Origin of the sequence: Microvirga massiliensis (assembly GCF_001006805.1) — a bacterium.
GTDB classification, from domain to species: Bacteria; Pseudomonadota; Alphaproteobacteria; order Rhizobiales; family Beijerinckiaceae; genus Microvirga; species Microvirga massiliensis.
In genome coordinates, this window is record NZ_LN811354.1 from 354,002 (window position 1) to 370,065 (window position 16,064).

Here is a 16,064-nt window from a genome sequence, read left to right on the forward strand (position 1 = left end):
CTTGAGGGGAGAGGTCGCCCCGAAGGGGCGGGTGAGGGTGGCTGCGTCAACGTTCGACGCCATGCAGCCCCCGCCTTGCCATCGCCCGCCTCTGATGCCACGGGAGGCGCATGGCGCCACCGCTTCTTTCTCTCCAGGATTGCAGTCTCACCTTCGGCGGTCAGCCGCTCATCGAGCGAGCGGATCTCGCCGTCGGGCAAGGCGACCGGATCTGTCTCGTCGGCCGCAACGGCTCCGGCAAGTCGACGCTGCTGAAGATCGCGGCCGGCTTGCTGGAGGCCGATCACGGCACTCGCTTCGTGCAGCCCGGCGCGACGATCCGCTACCTTCCGCAGGAGCCGGACCTCACCGACTTCCCGACGACGCTCGCCTATGTGGAAGCGGGCCTCGGCCCGGGCGACGATCCTTACCGCGCCCGCTACCTGCTCGAGCAGCTCGGGCTGCACGGGGATGAACCGACCGACCGTCTCTCCGGAGGCGAGGCACGGCGGGCGGCGCTCGCGCACGTGCTGGCGCCCGCGCCGGACATCCTCCTTCTTGACGAGCCCACGAACCATCTCGACCTGCCGGCGATCGAGTGGCTGGAGAACGAGCTCCTCTCGATCCGTTCGGGCCTTGTCCTGATCAGCCACGATCGCCGCTTCCTCGAGCGGCTCTCGAGCGCCACGATTTGGCTCGATCGCGGCATCACGCGGCGGATCGAGAAGGGATTCGCGAGCTTCGAATCCTGGCGCGACGAAGTCCTCGAACAGGAGGAACAGGAGCGCCACAAGCTCGATCGCAAGATCGCCGCGGAAGCCGACTGGCTGCGCTACGGCGTGACCGCACGGCGCAAGCGCAACGTGCGGCGCCTCGCCCATCTTCACACGCTGCGGCAGCAGCGGCGCGACCAGGTGAAGGCGGCCGGCTCGGTGAAGATGACGCTCGCCGAAGCCCAGGAATCCGGCACGTTGGTGATCGAGGCGGACGGAATCAGCAAGTCCTTCGACGGCCGCCCGATCGTTCAGAATCTCTCGCTGCGCATCCTGCGCGGCGACCGGCTCGGCATCGTCGGCCCGAACGGCTCGGGAAAGACGACGCTGCTCAATCTCCTGACCGGTGTTCTCGCGCCGGATTCGGGCCAAGTGCGCCTCGGTGCGAATGTCGAGCTCGTCACCCTCGACCAGCGGCGCGAGAGCCTCGATCCGAATGCCACTGTCGCCGAGACCCTCACGGGCGGCGGCAGCGACAGCGTCGTGATCGGCGGACAGAGAAAGCACGTCGTCGGCTACATGAAGGACTTCCTGTTCGCGCCCGAACAGGCGCGCACGCCCGTCGGCGTGCTGTCGGGCGGCGAACGCAACCGCCTGATGGTCGCCCGCGCGCTCGCGCAGCCCTCGAACCTTCTCGTCCTCGACGAGCCGACGAACGATCTCGATCTTGAGACGCTCGATCTGCTCGAGGAGATGATCGACGACTATCCCGGCACGGTCGTCCTCGTGAGCCACGACCGCGACTTCCTCGACCGCACGGTCGGCTCGGTTCTGGTTTCTGAAGGAGAGGGGCGCTGGGTCGAATATGCGGGCGGCTATTCCGACATGGTCGCCCAGCGCGGCGAAGGCGTTCAGGCCCGCACGGTCGAGAAGCCGAAGGCGAAAGCGGAGCGCCCGGCGAGCGAGCCGGGAAACCGCTCGGCCCCACGCCGCAAGCTCGGTTTCAACGAGCAGCACGAGCTCAAGACCCTGCCGGGGCGCATCAGCGAGCTCGAGACCCGAATCGCGAAGCTGCACGAGACGCTGGCGGATCCCGGCCTCTATGCTCGGGATCCGGCACTGTTCGAGAAGGCCTCGGCGGCGCTGGCCGAGGCAGAGGCGCAGCTCGCCGCCGCCGAGGAGCGTTGGCTCACCCTCGAGATGCTCCGGGAGGAACTCGGCGCCTGATGCGCGGAACGGGCCGGCGCGCTACCCGGGGTGACGCGCAGCCGGAAGCGGAGGATGATGGCGGAATCCCGGTTCCGCACAGCCGCAAGGACTCAGGCCCGTGACGTTCTCGCCTCTCAATTCCGCGATCACCGGGCCGCTCTTCACCAGCGGCGCCATGCAGGCGGTGTTCTCCGACCGGGCGCGGATCGCCGCGATGCTCGCCGTCGAGGAGGCGCTCGCGCGGGCGCAGGCGCGGTTCGGCCTCGCACCGGAGGCCCTCGCCGAGGCGATCGCCGCGATCTCGCCCGACGATCTCGACCTCGACGAGATCGGGAAGGCGACCGCGAACGCGGGCGTTCCAACGATCCCCTTCGTGAAGGCCGTTCAGAAGCGCCTGCCGGCGGAGTACGAATCATCGTTCCACAAGGGCGCGACCACGCAGGACATCCTCGACACCGCGCTCGTGCTGCAATTGCGCGACGGGTTTCGCCTCATAGAGCCGGACCTCGCCGCGGTGCTCCAGGAATTGCAGCGGCTGGCGGAAGCCCACCGCCGCACGCCCTGCGTGGGTCGCACCTATGGCCAGCATGCGGCGCCGATCACCTTCGGCTTCAAGGCGGCCGTCTGGCTCGCCGGGATCGCCGAGGCGGGCGAGGGTATCGCGCGCGCGAAGGGCCGCCTGCTCGTAGCATCCCTGGGCGGTCCGGTAGGCACGCTCGCGGCGCTGGGAGAACAGGGGCCACGCGTGGCCGATTCCTTCGCGGACCTTCTCGGCCTGCGGGCGCCGGCGATCACCTGGCACACGCGCCGAGCGGGATTCGCAGAAGGGGGCACTTCCATCGCCGTGCTGCTCGGAGCGCTCGGCAAGATGGCCGTCGACGTCGCGCATCTCTGCACGACGGAGGTCGGGGAGGTCGCGGAGCCCCATGTCCCGGGCCGCGGCGGCTCCTCGTCGATGCCGCACAAGCGCAATCCGGTTTCAAGCACGATCATCATCGCGGCCCATCAGGCATCCATCGGCCAGGCAGCTCTGCTCCTCCAAGCCTTGTCGGCGCGGCACGAACGTCCGGCCGGCCTGTGGCACGCCGAGTGGGGTGCGCTCCCGACCTTGTTCGGCCTCACGTCCGGAGCCCTGCGCGAGAGCCGGCTTTTGTGCGAGGGCCTCGAGATTTACCCGAAGCGCATGGCCGCGAATCTCGACGCGACCCGTGGCCTCCTGTTCGCCGATGCCGCCGCGGGCCGGCTCGCCCATCGGCTCGGCCGCGAGGCCGCGCACGAGGCCGTCGAGCGTGCGGCCGACGAGGTCCGCACGTCCGGCCGGAGCCTTCAGGAGGTGCTCTGCCGTGATCATGGCCCCGAAATCGCCGAGGCTTTCGACCTGGCGCCCGCGATCGAGGCGGCGCAACCCTGGATCGATCGCGCGATCGAGGAGGCCGACAGGGTGGTGCAGATTCTGCAGAGCAGTCGGTGATGGGAACCCGTGCTATAGCATCGGACCTAAAAGTGGGTTCCACTTTTGGGACCAATCCGATGCTTCGGTCCTTGAACAGCGCATCGAACGATGCGCTAAGACTCGCACCTCCGCAGATCGATCGGTGACGCCATGCCCCTGATGAATCTCCGCGACGTCAACCTGTTCTACGACATCACCGGCCCGGATGATGCGCCCGTCGTCGCGTTCTCGAATTCGCTCGGGACGACGCTCGAGATGTGGGACGCGCAGGTCCGTGCTCTCGCGGGGTGCTACCGCTGCCTGCGCTACGATACCCGCGGGCACGGCCGTTCGGCGGTGGTCGACGAGCGCTTCACGATCGCGGATCTCGCGGCTGATCTCGCAGGCCTCCTCGACGGGCTCGGGATCGATCGGGTTCATCTGATCGGCCTGTCGCTTGGCGGCATGACCGCGCAATCCTTCGCGGCCCGTTACCCGGATCGCGTCGAGAGCCTCATCCTGGTCGCGACCGCCGCATACATGCCGACGCAGGAGAGCTGGGAGGAGCGGGCCGCCACCGTGCGCAGCCGCGGCGTGGGGAGCCTCGTCGATTCCGTCATGGCGCGCTGGTTCACGCCGGACACCGTGGCGCTGTGCCCGGATGCTGTCTCCTATGTGCGCGAGCGCTTTCTCGAAACCGATGCCCGCGGCTATGCGGCGGCCTGCCATGCGATCGGCGCCATGGATCTCCGGAGCGAGATCGGCGCGATCCGCGCGCCGACACTGCTCGTCGCCGGCGAGGAGGATCCGGCGACGCCGATCGAGATGGCGGAGGAACTCTCCTCGCTGATCCCGGAAGCCGAACTGACGGTGATCCCGGAGGCCGCGCATCTCGTGGCCGTCGAGCAGTCGGATGCGCTCAACGAGGCGATCCTCGGATTTCTCGAGCAGTTCGGCAAGCGCGAGATCGTCGGCGGCGGCGCCAGCCTCCCCGTGGGTCTCGCGACGCGCAAGAGCGTGCTCGGGGTCGAGCACGTGCAGCGCTCGCTGGACAGTGCAAGCGAGTTCGCCCAGCCGTGGCAGGATTTCATCAGCCGCTATGCCTGGGGCGAAATCTGGGGCGACCCGACGCTGCCATGGAAGACCCGGTCGCTCGTGACCCTGTCGATCATGGTCGCGCTCCATCGCGAGGAGGAGTTCAAGCTCCACCTGAAGCCCGCGCTGCGGAACGGCGTGACGCGCGACGAGTTGCGCGCTCTGCTCATTCAGGCGTCCGTCTATGCCGGCGTGCCGGCCGCGAACGCCGCCTTCCGGTGGACGCGCGAGGTACTCGGCGAGGAGTTCGGCTGATCAACCCGGCTCTCACGCGAGCCAGCGGACCAGGGCGAGCGAAAGCACCGGGAACGCGGCGCACAGCGTGAGACGCAGGATGTCGCTTACCAGGAACGGAAGCACGCCGCGATAGGTCTGCGCGATCGGCACGTCGCGCGCGATCGAGTTGATCACGAAGACGTTCAGCCCGATCGGTGGCGCCGTGAGACCGATTCCGACGACGATCAGCACGAGGATTCCGAACCAGATCGCGACCTCGTCGGGCGGCAGGCCGAAATCGAGCGCCGTCACGATCGGAAAGAACACCGGCAGCGTCAGCAGGATCATGGCGAGTTCGTCCATGACCGCGCCGAGAACGATGTAGAAGAGAAGGAGCGTGGCGAGAACCGCATAGGGCGGCAGTCCCGCTTCCGAGATCATCGTTGCCGCGTTGGTCGGCAATTGCGAGAAGGCCAGGAAGGCGTTGAAGACTTCTGCGCCGAGAAGAATAAGAAAGATGAGCGCGGTCGTCTCGGCCGTCTGTAGAAGGCTCGTGAGGAAATCCTTCCAGGACAGCGATCGGCGCAGGAGCCCAATGAGCAGCATCGCGACCGCACCGACGGCCGCTCCCTCCGTCGGCGTGAACACGCCGCCATAGATTCCACCTACGACAATCAGGGCTACCAGCATCACGGGCCATATCGCGATCAGCGCGGTCCGCCGTTCCGCTCTGCTCACGCGCGGGTGCGACGGGGTGAGTTCGGGATTGCGGCGGGCGATCCAGGCGATCGTCAGGCAGTAGAACAGTGTCGCGAGGAGGCCCGGGATGAGCGCGGCCTCGAACAGCTTCACGATGTTCTGCTCGGTCGCGATCGCATAGACGACGAGGATGACGGAGGGCGGAATGAGGATGCCGAGCGTTCCGCCGACGGCGATGACGCCGGTCGCGAGACCCGGCGCATAGCGATAACGCCGGAACTCCGGCAGGACTGCGCGCCCGAAGGTCGCCGTCGTCGCAACGGACGATCCGCAGATTGCGCCGAACGCCGTACAAGCGCCGATCACCGACATCGCCGTGCCGCCGCGCCGGTGGCCGACAACGGCATTCGCCGCGCGGAACAGATCCTGCGAGAGTCCGGAGCGCTCCGCGAAGGCGCCCATCAGGATGAAGAGCGGGATGACGGAGAGCGTGTAGTTGGAGAACAGGAAATACGGCGTCGTCTTCATGTAGTTCAGGAAGGCCGGCCACCCTGCGATAGAAAGATAGCCCGCGCTTCCCGCTGCCAGCATCGCGAGCCCGACCGGCATGCGCAGCGCAATGAGCGCCAGCATCCCGACGAAGCCCCAGATGGCGAGCGCCGTGCCGGTCATGCGCAGCTCCCGGCGCTTGCGGTGGCACCCCTCACCCGCGTTCTCACCTCTCCCTCGACGGGAGAGGTCGACGCCCGAAGGGCGGCGGGTGAGGGTGGCTGCGCCAACGCAACAAGCACAGTGCACCGCTGCGTCCAGAAGGAGGGCGCAGTGCCAACACCCCTCACCCGCGCGCTGAAGCGCGCGACCTCTCCCACAAGGGGAGAGGTGAAGAGGGCGGCGGGTGAGGGTGGCTGCTGATCCATCTCAGGACATGTCCCTCATGCGGCTCCAAGCAGTCGCAAGGCACACGACGGCGAGGAAGGCCGCCATGCCCGCGCAGAGCCAGATCGCGTAATAGATCGGCAGGCCGAGGACCATGGATGTCGTGGCGTTGACATGCGCCTCCATGGCGCCGAGCGTGAGCCGCCATGCAATGAAGGCCGCGAAACCAGCAAAGACGATGTCCCAGACCATGTCGAGCGCGATCTGAGCTCCTCGCGGAAGCCGGGTCGTGAAGGTGTCGACCATCACGTTCCCGCGCTTGGCTTGGCAGAGCGGCAGGAATGCGAAGACCGCGATTGCAAGGCCCATCTGGACGAGCTCGAACTCGCCGTTGATTCCCTCGTCGAGAATCCAGCGCATGAGCACGCTCGTCGTTACGAGGAGGCCGAGACCCACGACGAGGAGGCCGCCCGCGAGGGCCAAAAGCCGTACGAGAGCCTCGATGCTGCGCTCCCACGGAGCGCTCGTGGTGCCTTGGTCTGAGGGCATGTCTGCGAGCGAGGGGACGGCCCGTCTACGGGCGTGATCGAGCGAGACGATGACCGGGGCCAGCACGCCCCGGTCGCGAGAACGGCAGGCTTCAGGCCGCGTTCTCGTGCTTATGGATCGCGGCGCGAGCGCTGTCGAGGAGCTTCTGGCCGTCGAGGCCACGCTCCTTCATCGTCGTCAGCCAGTGCTCGATGACCGGTTCGGTCGCCTTGCGCCAGCGCGCTTTCTCGTCCTCGGAAATCGTGATGATCGTGTTGCCGCGCGCCTTCACCATCTCGGACACGACGATCGCCTGGTCATCCCAAGCCTTGCCGGCCATCGTCGCGGCGGCGAGCCCGGAATTCTTGTCGAGCACCTCCTTCAGGTCGGCCGGAAGGCTCTCGTATTTTGCCTTGTTCATCGCGAGGATGAAGGTCGCTACGTAGAGCGTCGGCGAGCCTGGGATTTCCGTATGGTTCTTGACGAGTTCGTGCACCTTGATGGACGGCACGACCTCCCAGGGCACGACGCAACCGTTGATCACGCGCTGCGCCAGCGATTCCGGTACCTGCGGGACCGGCATGCCGACGACCGTTGCGCCGAGCGCCCGCAGCGCTTCGCCGGCGAGGCGCGTCGGGAAGCGGAGCTTCAGACCCTTAAGATCCTCCAGGGTATGCACGGGTTTGTTCGCATGGATCAGTCCGTGATCGTGCGTCCAGAAGCAGATCGGATGAACGTCCTTGAATTCCTCCTTGAGATGCTCGGCGGCAAATTCCTGGAAGGCGCGGGAATTCACGATCGCCTTGCGATCCGCGACGAAGGGAAGCTCGAAGGCTTCGCTGCCGGGGAAGCGCCCGGTCGTATAGCCCGGCAATGTCCAGACGAGGTCCACGACACCATCCTTCGCCTGATCGTAGAGCTGCGGTGGCGCACCGCCGAGCTGCATCGACGGGAAGATGTCGATCTTGATGCGGTTTCCGGAATCCGCTGCGACCTTCTTGGCCCAAGGCGCCAGAAAGTTCACCTGTCCGTTCGTGGTCGGCGGCAGGAAGTGGTGCATCCGCAACGTCACCTGCGGAGCCTGGGCATAGCCTTCACGCAGCAGGGCAGGGGCGGCCAGCACTCCCGCGGAGACCGCGAGAAATCGGCGCCGGGCCGGGTTCGTCGGGGTACTCATCGGACGTTCTCCTCTTCTGCCCATTTGGGCTTCTTGTCGCGTCGCCACGCAGTCTCCCGGCGACCGTGTCAGAACGGAAACAAGGCTGCAATCCGATCAACCGGTTAATCCGCGCGATGCCCCGTCTTCGAGGCTTCTCTCGCGCGGGCGGTCGCTTCCCAAGGATCGCATGATCGCTGCCCTCTTCACCTCTCCTCGTGGAAGGGATAGCCCCAAAGGAGCGGGCGAGTAGGAAAACACTGCGCCGGAGCTTCTATCCCGCGCGGACCACCTCCTGCTCGATCGCTCCGAAGATCGAGTGTCCCGATGCGTCCTTCATCTCGATGCGGATGCAGTCTCCGAATTTCATGAAGGGCGTCGAGGGCTTTCCGTCGCGGATCGTCTCCACCGTCCGGATCTCGGCGATGCAGGAATACCCGACGCCGCCGTCCTTGATCGGCCGGCCCGGCCCGCCATCACGGTCGCGGTTGGAGACGGTGCCCGAGCCGATGATGGTGCCGGCGCCGAGCGGGCGTGTCCTGGCCGCATGCGCGATCAGGGTAGGGAAATCGAACGTCATGTCGATCCCGGCATTCGGGCAGCCGAATGGCTGCCCGTTGTAGGTCGAATTCAGCGGCAGATGCACGCGTCGGCCGTCCCAGACCGAGCCGAGTTCGTCGGGCGTGACCGCGACCGGGGAGAGCGCGGAGGACGGCTTCGACTGGAAGAAGCCAAAGCCTTTTGCGAGCTCCGCGGGGATGAGGTTGCGAAGGGAAACGTCGTTCACCAGGAGGACGAGGCGAATCAGGGAAGCGGCCTCCTCCGGCGAAACGCCCATCGGGACATCGCTGGTGACGACCGCTACCTCCGCCTCGAAATCGATCCCGAACCCTTCGTCGGCCACCGGGATCGGATCGCGGGGTCCGAGAAACGCATCCGAGCAGCCCTGGTATATCAGCGGATCCGTCCAGAAGGAGGGCGGCATCTCGGCGCTGCGGGCTCTCCGGACGAGCTCGACATGGTTCACGTAAGCCGAGCCGTCCGCCCATTGGTAGGCTCGCGGGAGCGGAGAGGAACAATCGTGCTCGTGGAACCGGAACGACGGGACCGACCCGTGCTCGAGCTGCTCCGTGAGGTCCTGCAGGCGGGGCTCGACCCGGTCCCAGTCGTCGAGGGCCTGCTGGAGGGTCGGCGCAACGATGAAGGCATCCGTCGCGCGCGTGAGATCCCGCGAGACGATCACGAGCCGGCCATCCCGGCCGTGTTTGAGCGAGGCAAGCTTCATAGCCAAAATCCGGTTTTCAGTGCATGAGTGGCCGGACCAACGACGCGTTGCAAGAGGAGTAGCCCCTGATGACCACGCCGACGATCAAAAGACGCGATTTTCTGGCCGGAGCTGCCGTCGCGACCACGGGCACGCTCGCCGCGCCGGCGATTGCGCAGTCGGCGCCGGACATACACTGGCGGCTGACGTCGAGCTTCCCGCGGCAGCTCGACACCATCTTCGGCACGGCCCAGACCCTGGCGAAATACGTGGCCGAAGCGACCGACAACAAGTTCCAGATCCAGGCCTTTCCGGCTGGCGAGCTCGTCGGCGGGCTGCAGGCGCTCGATGCAGTGCAGACCGGGGCGATCGAGTGTGCTCATACGCCGCTGTATTTTTACTTCGGCAAGGACCCTGCGCTGGCCTTCGCGACCGGCGTGCCGTTCGGCCTCAATGCCCGGCAGCAGCATTCCTGGTGGCATTTCGGCGACGGGAGCGAGATCATCAACGGTGTGCTGGAGAACTTCAACGCGATTTCCTTCGCGTGCGGAAATTCCGGCACGCAGATGGGCGGCTTCTTCCGCAAGGAGTTGAAGGACGTCTCTGACTTGTCCGGCCTGAAGTTCCGGATCGGCGGCCTCGGCGGTCAGGTCCTCGCGAGGCTCGGCGTCGTCCCGCAGCAGATCGCGGGCGGAGACGTCTATCCGGCTCTCGAGCGCGGGACGCTCGACGCGGCGGAATTCGTCGGGCCTTACGACGACGAGAAGCTCGGGCTCTCGCAGGTTGCCAAATACTACTACGCCCCCGGCTGGTGGGAGGGCGGCGCCATGCTGCATCTCGCCGTGAACCTGCAGAAATGGAACGAGCTGCCGAAGAACTACCAGGCCATCCTGTTCCACGCCTGCGAGGCCGCCAACAACTGGATGCTGTCGAAATACGACGCCGTGAACGCGCCGGCGCTCCGCCGCATGGTTGCGGCCGGTACGGAGCTGCGCACCTTCCCGCAATCCATCATGGAAGCGGCGCTCAAGGCCGCCAACGAGTTCTACGCCGAGCAGTCCGCGAAGAACGCGGATTTCAAGCGCGCGTACGAATCGATGATCGCGTTCCGGAACGAGTTGCTGCCCTGGTGGCAGTTCAACGAATACGCCTACGATACCTTCCTCATCCGCACACGCGGCCGTTCGTAAGCGGGCGCTCAATAGCGAGAGGCGCCGGAGAAACCTGCGCCTCTCGAGGCCAAAAAACAAAGCGACCTATTTCGGCTCGCGACCCTCCGGATCGAAATGCTTCCGGAGACCGGACCAGCACTCGATATAGTTTTCCTGTAAGGTCTCGAGGCTCGCCGCATAGGCCGTGATGCGTTGCGGGAAACGTGTCTCGAACATGAAGGCGAGAGTGCCTTCGAGCTTCACGGGCTTGAGATCGACATTGCTGGCGTGTTCGAACGCCTTCTCGTCGGGGCCGTGCGGAAGCATCTGGTTGTGCAGGCTCATTCCGCCGGGCACGAACCCTTCCGGTTTCGCGTCGTAGACGCCGAGGACGAGCCCCATGAATTCCGACATTAGATTGCGGTGATACCACGGCGGACGGAATGTGTTTTCCGCCACCAGCCAGCGTTCCGGAAAGATCACGAAGTCGACGTTTGCGGTGCCGGGTGTCTCCGACGGTGCGGTGAGGACCGTGAAGATCGACGGATCGGCGTGATCGTAGAGAATCGGCCCGACCGGCGAGAAACGGCGCAGATCGTATTTGTAAGGTGCGTAATTGCCGTGCCAGGCGACGACGTCGAGAGGCGACTGGCCGATCTCGGTGAGATGGAGCTCGCCGCCCCATTTCACGAAGAGCCTGGAGGGGACTTCGCGCTCCTCGTAGGCGGCGATCGGCGTATAGAAGTCCCGGCGGTTCGCGAGGCAATTGGCGCCGATCGGGCCACGGTCCGGCAGGGTGAATGCGCCGCCGTAGTTCTCGCAGACATAGGCCCGGGCCGGGCCGTCGATGAGGTCGACCGTGAAGATGACGCCGCGCGGAATCACGCAGATTTCGCCCGGTTCGATATCGATGATTCCGAACTCGGTGCGGAAACGAAGGCGCCCCTCCTGCGCGACCACTAGGAACTCGCCATCCGCGTTGAAGAAATACTCGTCCTCCATCGAGCGTGTGACCAGGGCGAGATGGGCGGCCATCCCGACCTGGGTGTCCGAATCGCCGGCCGTCGTCACCGTTCTCAGTCCTAACACGAAGGTCAGCGGCTCATCGGGAATCGGCACGGGCCCCCAGCGGAGTTGCCCGAGCGGTCGGTCGCTTTCGTCCCGGGCGCCCGGCGCGGTTCGCAGAAACGCCTTGTTGGCGCGGCGGTAGCGGCCGGAATGCTTCACGGTCGGCCGGATGCGGTAGAGCCAGGAGCGCTGGTTCGTCGCCTGGGGCGCCGTGAAGGGGGAACCGGACAGTTGCTCCGCGTAGAGGCCATAGGCGCATTTCTGCGGCGAGTTCATGCCGACCGGCAGGGCGCCGGGCAGGGCTTCGGTCTCGAACGAGTTTCCGAAACCAGACATGTAACCCGGGAGGAGGGCGGTGGTCTGGCGGTCGGCCCGGGCGAAGGTGTTCTGGTTCTGCAGGTTCATGGCACCCTCTTGGAGGCTGCTCGCAATCGGTTCGGCGTCGGCAATCCGCGAGGGGTTGCGAGAACCATATCTCCTGCATGCTAGTTGCACGAGCAACAGATTCAAGGTCGAACGCCCTAAGGGCTCAGGTCGGCCCGATGACGCTTGGCTCGTCTGCGCCGGCTCTGGCCGGGGCCCGTCTCCAACCCCAGATATGCAGCCAGCATACCGGTCGGCGCCTCTCGTGACCGGCGGTCGGGAAGCGGCGGCAGATGAGGGCTCTTCCTCGCGAGCCGCGCCGATGGCCCGAGCCGACCGGCACGCAAATCGAGGGTCGGCCAGACAGAGGAGGAAACGATGGGACCGTATCCGCATGACGCGCCGCCTCCGGCCATTAGCGACGAGAATCCGATGGGAACGGACGGATTCGAGTTCGTCGAGTATTGCCATCCCGAGCCCGAGAAGCTTGATGCCTTGTTCAAGCAGATGGGATTTGCGGCCGTCGCGCGTCATCGCTCCAAGAACGTGACGCTCTATCGGCAGGGCGACATCAACTTCATCCTCAACGCCGAGCCCGAATCCTTCGCGGCGAAGTTCGCGCAGGCGCACGGGCCCAGTGCCCCGGCGATGGCCTTCCGGGTCGTCGATGCGAAGCATGCCTATGAGCGTGCGCTCAGCTTAGGCGCCAAGCCCGCCCCGACGAATGTCGGGCCTATGGAACTCAACATCCCCGCGATCGAGGGAATCGGCGGGCTCCAGATCTATCTGATCGACCGCTACGGGGCGAAGGGCTCGATCTACGACGTGGATTTCGAGTGGCTCGGGGAGCGGGATCCGAAGCCCCATGGCGTTGGCCTCTACTACATCGACCACCTCACCCACAACGTCTATCGCGGGCGCCTGAACGAGTGGGCGGCCTTTTACGAGCGGCTCTTCAACTTCCGGCAGATTCGCTACTTCGATATCGAGGGCAAGCTGACCGGCCTTCACTCGCGCGCCATGACGAGTCCGGACGGCAAGATCCGCATCCCGATCAACGAGGATGCGGGCGAGACCGGACAGATCGAAGAGTATCTGCAGGAGTACAAGGGCGAGGGCATCCAGCACGTCGCGCTCGGGGCCACCGATCTCTACGAATCGATCGAGGCGCTGATCGAGCGGGGCGTGGAGTTCATGCCGGCCCCGAACGAAATCTATTACTCCCGGATCGACAGGCGCCTGCCGAAGCACGGCGAACCGGTCGAGCGCCTCCAGACGAACGGCATCCTCATCGACGGCGAGGGCGTCGTGGAAGGCGGCTTCACCAAGGTGCTGCTCCAGCGCTTCGGGAAAACGGCGATTGGCCCGATCTTCTTCGAGTTCATCCAGCGCAAGGGCGATGACGGATTCGGAGAGGGCAACTTCAAGGCGCTCTTCGAATCGATCGAGGAGGACCAGATTCGTCGTGGCGTCCTCAAGGCGGAGACTGCCTGATGGCTAGGCAAGCTACCTGTCTGGATCCGGGGTGGCCCGCCTGGTGGCACTCCGAGGCCCGTGCCAACGTGCGCCCCTCAGAGGTTTCAAGTGCCACGAAGCGGCGACGGCGTTAACGGTCGGTTAAATGGGCCCTGAGCGCACGTGGCCTTTGTGCAACATACCCCTTGAAAAGGTCCCAATGTGGCCGATTAACGGCTCCGGTCGGTTGATCGGGGAACGGCCCTCGATATTGTGAGCCTGCGACAGGGGGCGCCCCGGTCGTGGTTTGGTCCTCTCCAGGCAGGGAAGCGGGGAGGGGGACAAATCCCAGGGGTTAAGGGGTCTGTGGTCAGGGCTTCGGTGAAGCTGTCGAGGCACAAAGCCTATCCCCAGGGTCTCACAACTTTGGAGGTTATAAATGAAGCTCGTGAAGAGCCTACTCCTCGGATCCGCAGCGGGGTTCGCTGTCGTCGCCGGGGCACAGGCTGCGGATCTTCCCATCCGGAAGGCCGAACCTGTCGCTGTTGATTACGTCCGCGTCTGCTCCGCCTACGGATCCAGCTTCTTCTACATCCCGGGCACCGAGACCTGCTTGCGGGTCGGCGGCCGTGTCCGCGCCGAATACCGGTATGTGACACCCTTCGATCGATCCGAGGATTCGATCGGCTTCCGGGCACGCGGCCGGTTGAACATCGACGCTCGCACGCCGACGGATTACGGCACCCTGCGGGCCTACATCCGGTACGAGATCACCCGCAACACCGGCGTGTACAATTTCCCGCTCGCCGGCACCGCCGCAAATTCTCCCGACGTTGCGCAGGCCTTCGTCCAGTTCGGCGGCCTGACTGCTGGTCGAATCACGTCGTTCTTCACGAACGCCGACATCGCCACGCAGCACTTCGGCACGTTGCGCTTCGACGACGCTCCCGACCTCCCGGCCTTGGCCTACACCTTCGCGTTCGGCGGCGGCTTCTCGGCGACGGTTGCGTTGGAAGACAACATCAGCCGTCGTAACGCCGGCCTGCCGCTCGGGTTCCTGGGAGCAGCGTCCGGATTGCCGGTCGGTAACGTGTTCCCCGGCTTCAACTTCCCGTTCACCCAATGGGTACCGGCGGGTGACACGGCTCCGGATTTCGTCGCCAATATCAAGTATGTCGGCACCTGGGGTAACGCGCAGCTGTCGGGTGCGGTCCATCAGATCCGCGATCTGGGTGTTCCTCCAACCCTCACCGCGGCTGGCGCCATCGTTCCCAATACGGGCCGCCTGTTTAACGATGCCGAATACGGCTGGGCGATCTCTCCGAGCGTCCAGATCAACCTCCCGTTCTTTGCGGCTGGTGACTACTTCTGGGTGGTGGGAACCTACGCTCAGGGTGCGCCGAACTACGCGGGCTTCGCCGGCGGCGACAACAGGGTAGGCAATTTAAGTGGTGACACTTTCACGGCCACCAGTCTCGTGGCCGATGCCACGATTAACGCCTTCACGGGTAATCTCGAGAAGACGGACGTCTGGAGCATTGCCGCGAACTTCACGCATTTCTGGGCTCCGACGCTGCGTTCGAGCATCTTCGGGTCCTATGCCAACGTGCAGTTCGGTAGCGGATCCTCTACGATCCTCACCACTGGGCCCTTCGCTGGTCTCAGCGTCGGCTTCACGGACTTCAACGAGATTCGCATCGGCGGCAACACGATCTGGTCGCCGGTTGCGGGCCTGAACCTCGGTCTCGAAGTGATGTACACGCGGGTCGACTTCGACAACCGTATTCCGGGCTTTGACCTCGGTGCTCTGGCCAACGCGGTCCGGCCTGCCGGAACGAGCGACGTCAACGTCTGGGAGGGCCGCCTCCGCGTCCAGCGCGACTTCTGATCGACTCAGATCGATCTGACGAGAGCCCCGGTGGAAACACCGGGGCTTTTTTGATTCTCTGAGAGATCAGATCACGGCAGGTCGAGAAACCCGACGATGTGCTGGGCAAGCGCTCCATCCAGGAACGGCGCGTGGCCCTCGTCGGGCACAGTGATAGCCTTCAGCTTCGGGTGGAATTCCGCCATGGCCGCGAGAGTTTCTGCGCCGAGAAGGTCCGAGTTCGCACCACGCAGCGCCAGCACAGGAATCGGCTTCAGACCTTCGAACAATCCCCAGAGGGCAGGTAACGGCTGCTCCAGATCGAGCAGCTCCAGCGTCTTCAGAAGGCGAGGGTCGTAGTCGAGGACGAGGCGCCCTTTCTCCTCGCGCCATGTCCCGCGTGCCATCTCCTCCCACTTCTCGCTTGGCAATCGGGGAAATTGTGTGCCGGAGATCTGTTTCAGGATCCGGCCGGCCTCACGGAAGTCTCGCGGAACGGGCAGGCGTCCCACATAACCCTTGATGCGGATGAGCCCCTTCGGGTCGATGACCGGGCCGATATCGTTCAGCACAACCTTCTCGATGAGGCCCGGGCGCATCGCCGCGAGACCCATGATGATCAGACCGCCCCTCGAGGTCCCGACGAAGGAGGCGCGCTCGATTCCGGCTGCCGCCAGCATCTGCAGCACGTCATTGGTCTCGACTCTTACATCATAGCGACGCCAATCATTGTCGTATTGGGACCGCCCGCGTCCGCGGTAATCGAGAGCGAGCACGCGGCGTGGGTGGTCGGGATGGTGCGCCAGTTTCAGCGCGAGCGCGTGGAAATCGACGGAGTTCCGGGACAGGCCCGGGAGGCAGATGACGGGAGTGGTACCGCTGAGGATGGGGCCATAGTCGCGCGCGTACAGGCGCAACCCGTCTGAGGCCGAGACGTAGAGATCGCGCCAGGCTTGATCTTTCGAGGCTCTCTCAGATGTATTTTCTGAACCA

General features: G+C 65.3%; 12 protein-coding genes. 6 read left to right on the forward strand and 6 right to left on the reverse strand.

What is annotated here, in order from left to right:
* Positions 1 to 110: 110 nt before the first annotated feature.
* From BN1233_RS17725 to pcaDC, 3 genes are all read left to right on the forward strand, one after another.
* A complete protein-coding gene (locus tag BN1233_RS17725) occupies positions 111 to 1,919 on the forward strand; it encodes an ABC-F family ATP-binding cassette domain-containing protein (protein WP_046864905.1) in 1,809 nt (602 codons plus the stop codon).
* 100 nt (positions 1,920 to 2,019) lie between these two features.
* Positions 2,020 to 3,372: a 3-carboxy-cis,cis-muconate cycloisomerase gene (pcaB, locus tag BN1233_RS17730; RefSeq protein WP_046864906.1), complete on the forward strand. Its 1,353-nt coding sequence runs from the start codon at positions 2,020 to 2,022 to the stop codon at positions 3,370 to 3,372.
* A 132-nt stretch (positions 3,373 to 3,504) separates the two neighbouring features.
* Entirely contained in the window at positions 3,505 to 4,683 is a 1,179-nt protein-coding gene (gene pcaDC, locus BN1233_RS17735) for a bifunctional 3-oxoadipate enol-lactonase/4-carboxymuconolactone decarboxylase PcaDC (protein WP_046864907.1), read from the forward strand.
* Between the two features lie 12 nt (positions 4,684 to 4,695).
* Here the strand turns inward: pcaDC and BN1233_RS17740 are convergent, their stop codons facing one another.
* The 4 genes from BN1233_RS17740 to BN1233_RS17755 form a co-directional block, all read right to left on the reverse strand.
* Positions 4,696 to 6,015 carry a TRAP transporter large permease gene (locus BN1233_RS17740; RefSeq protein WP_046864908.1) on the reverse strand — a complete coding sequence of 440 codons (1,320 nt, stop codon included), beginning with the start codon at positions 6,013 to 6,015 and terminating at the stop codon, positions 4,696 to 4,698.
* A 246-nt stretch (positions 6,016 to 6,261) separates the two neighbouring features.
* Positions 6,262 to 6,834 carry a TRAP transporter small permease gene (locus BN1233_RS17745; RefSeq protein ID WP_082145516.1) on the reverse strand — a complete coding sequence of 191 codons (573 nt, stop codon included), beginning with the start codon at positions 6,832 to 6,834 and terminating at the stop codon, positions 6,262 to 6,264.
* 25 nt (positions 6,835 to 6,859) lie between these two features.
* A complete protein-coding gene (locus BN1233_RS17750; protein ID WP_046864909.1) occupies positions 6,860 to 7,924 on the reverse strand; it encodes a TRAP transporter substrate-binding protein in 1,065 nt (354 codons plus the stop codon).
* A gap of 253 nt (positions 7,925 to 8,177) precedes the next feature.
* Positions 8,178 to 9,188, reverse strand: a complete 1,011-nt coding sequence (locus tag BN1233_RS17755; RefSeq protein WP_046864910.1) for a fumarylacetoacetate hydrolase family protein — start codon at positions 9,186 to 9,188, stop codon at positions 8,178 to 8,180.
* An 83-nt stretch (positions 9,189 to 9,271) separates the two neighbouring features.
* Here BN1233_RS17755 and BN1233_RS17760 point away from each other — a divergent pair, with 83 nt between their 5' ends.
* A complete protein-coding gene (locus BN1233_RS17760) occupies positions 9,272 to 10,357 on the forward strand; it encodes a TRAP transporter substrate-binding protein (protein WP_046865055.1) in 1,086 nt (361 codons plus the stop codon).
* A gap of 66 nt (positions 10,358 to 10,423) precedes the next feature.
* Here the strand turns inward: BN1233_RS17760 and hmgA are convergent, their stop codons facing one another.
* A complete protein-coding gene (gene hmgA / locus BN1233_RS17765) occupies positions 10,424 to 11,791 on the reverse strand; it encodes a homogentisate 1,2-dioxygenase (protein WP_046864911.1) in 1,368 nt (455 codons plus the stop codon).
* A gap of 336 nt (positions 11,792 to 12,127) precedes the next feature.
* Here hmgA and hppD point away from each other — a divergent pair, with 336 nt between their 5' ends.
* Together hppD and BN1233_RS17775 are read left to right on the forward strand one after the other, a co-directional pair.
* Entirely contained in the window at positions 12,128 to 13,243 is a 1,116-nt protein-coding gene (gene hppD / locus BN1233_RS17770; RefSeq protein WP_046864912.1) for a 4-hydroxyphenylpyruvate dioxygenase, read from the forward strand.
* A gap of 400 nt (positions 13,244 to 13,643) precedes the next feature.
* Positions 13,644 to 15,092 (forward strand): porin, encoded by a 1,449-nt coding sequence (locus BN1233_RS17775; protein WP_046864913.1) that lies wholly within the window; start codon positions 13,644 to 13,646, stop codon positions 15,090 to 15,092.
* Positions 15,093 to 15,163: 71 nt separating this feature from the next.
* Here the strand turns inward: BN1233_RS17775 and BN1233_RS17780 are convergent, their stop codons facing one another.
* Positions 15,164 to 15,988 carry an alpha/beta fold hydrolase gene (locus BN1233_RS17780; protein ID WP_046864914.1) on the reverse strand — a complete coding sequence of 275 codons (825 nt, stop codon included), beginning with the start codon at positions 15,986 to 15,988 and terminating at the stop codon, positions 15,164 to 15,166.
* Positions 15,989 to 16,064: the final 76 nt, after the last annotated feature.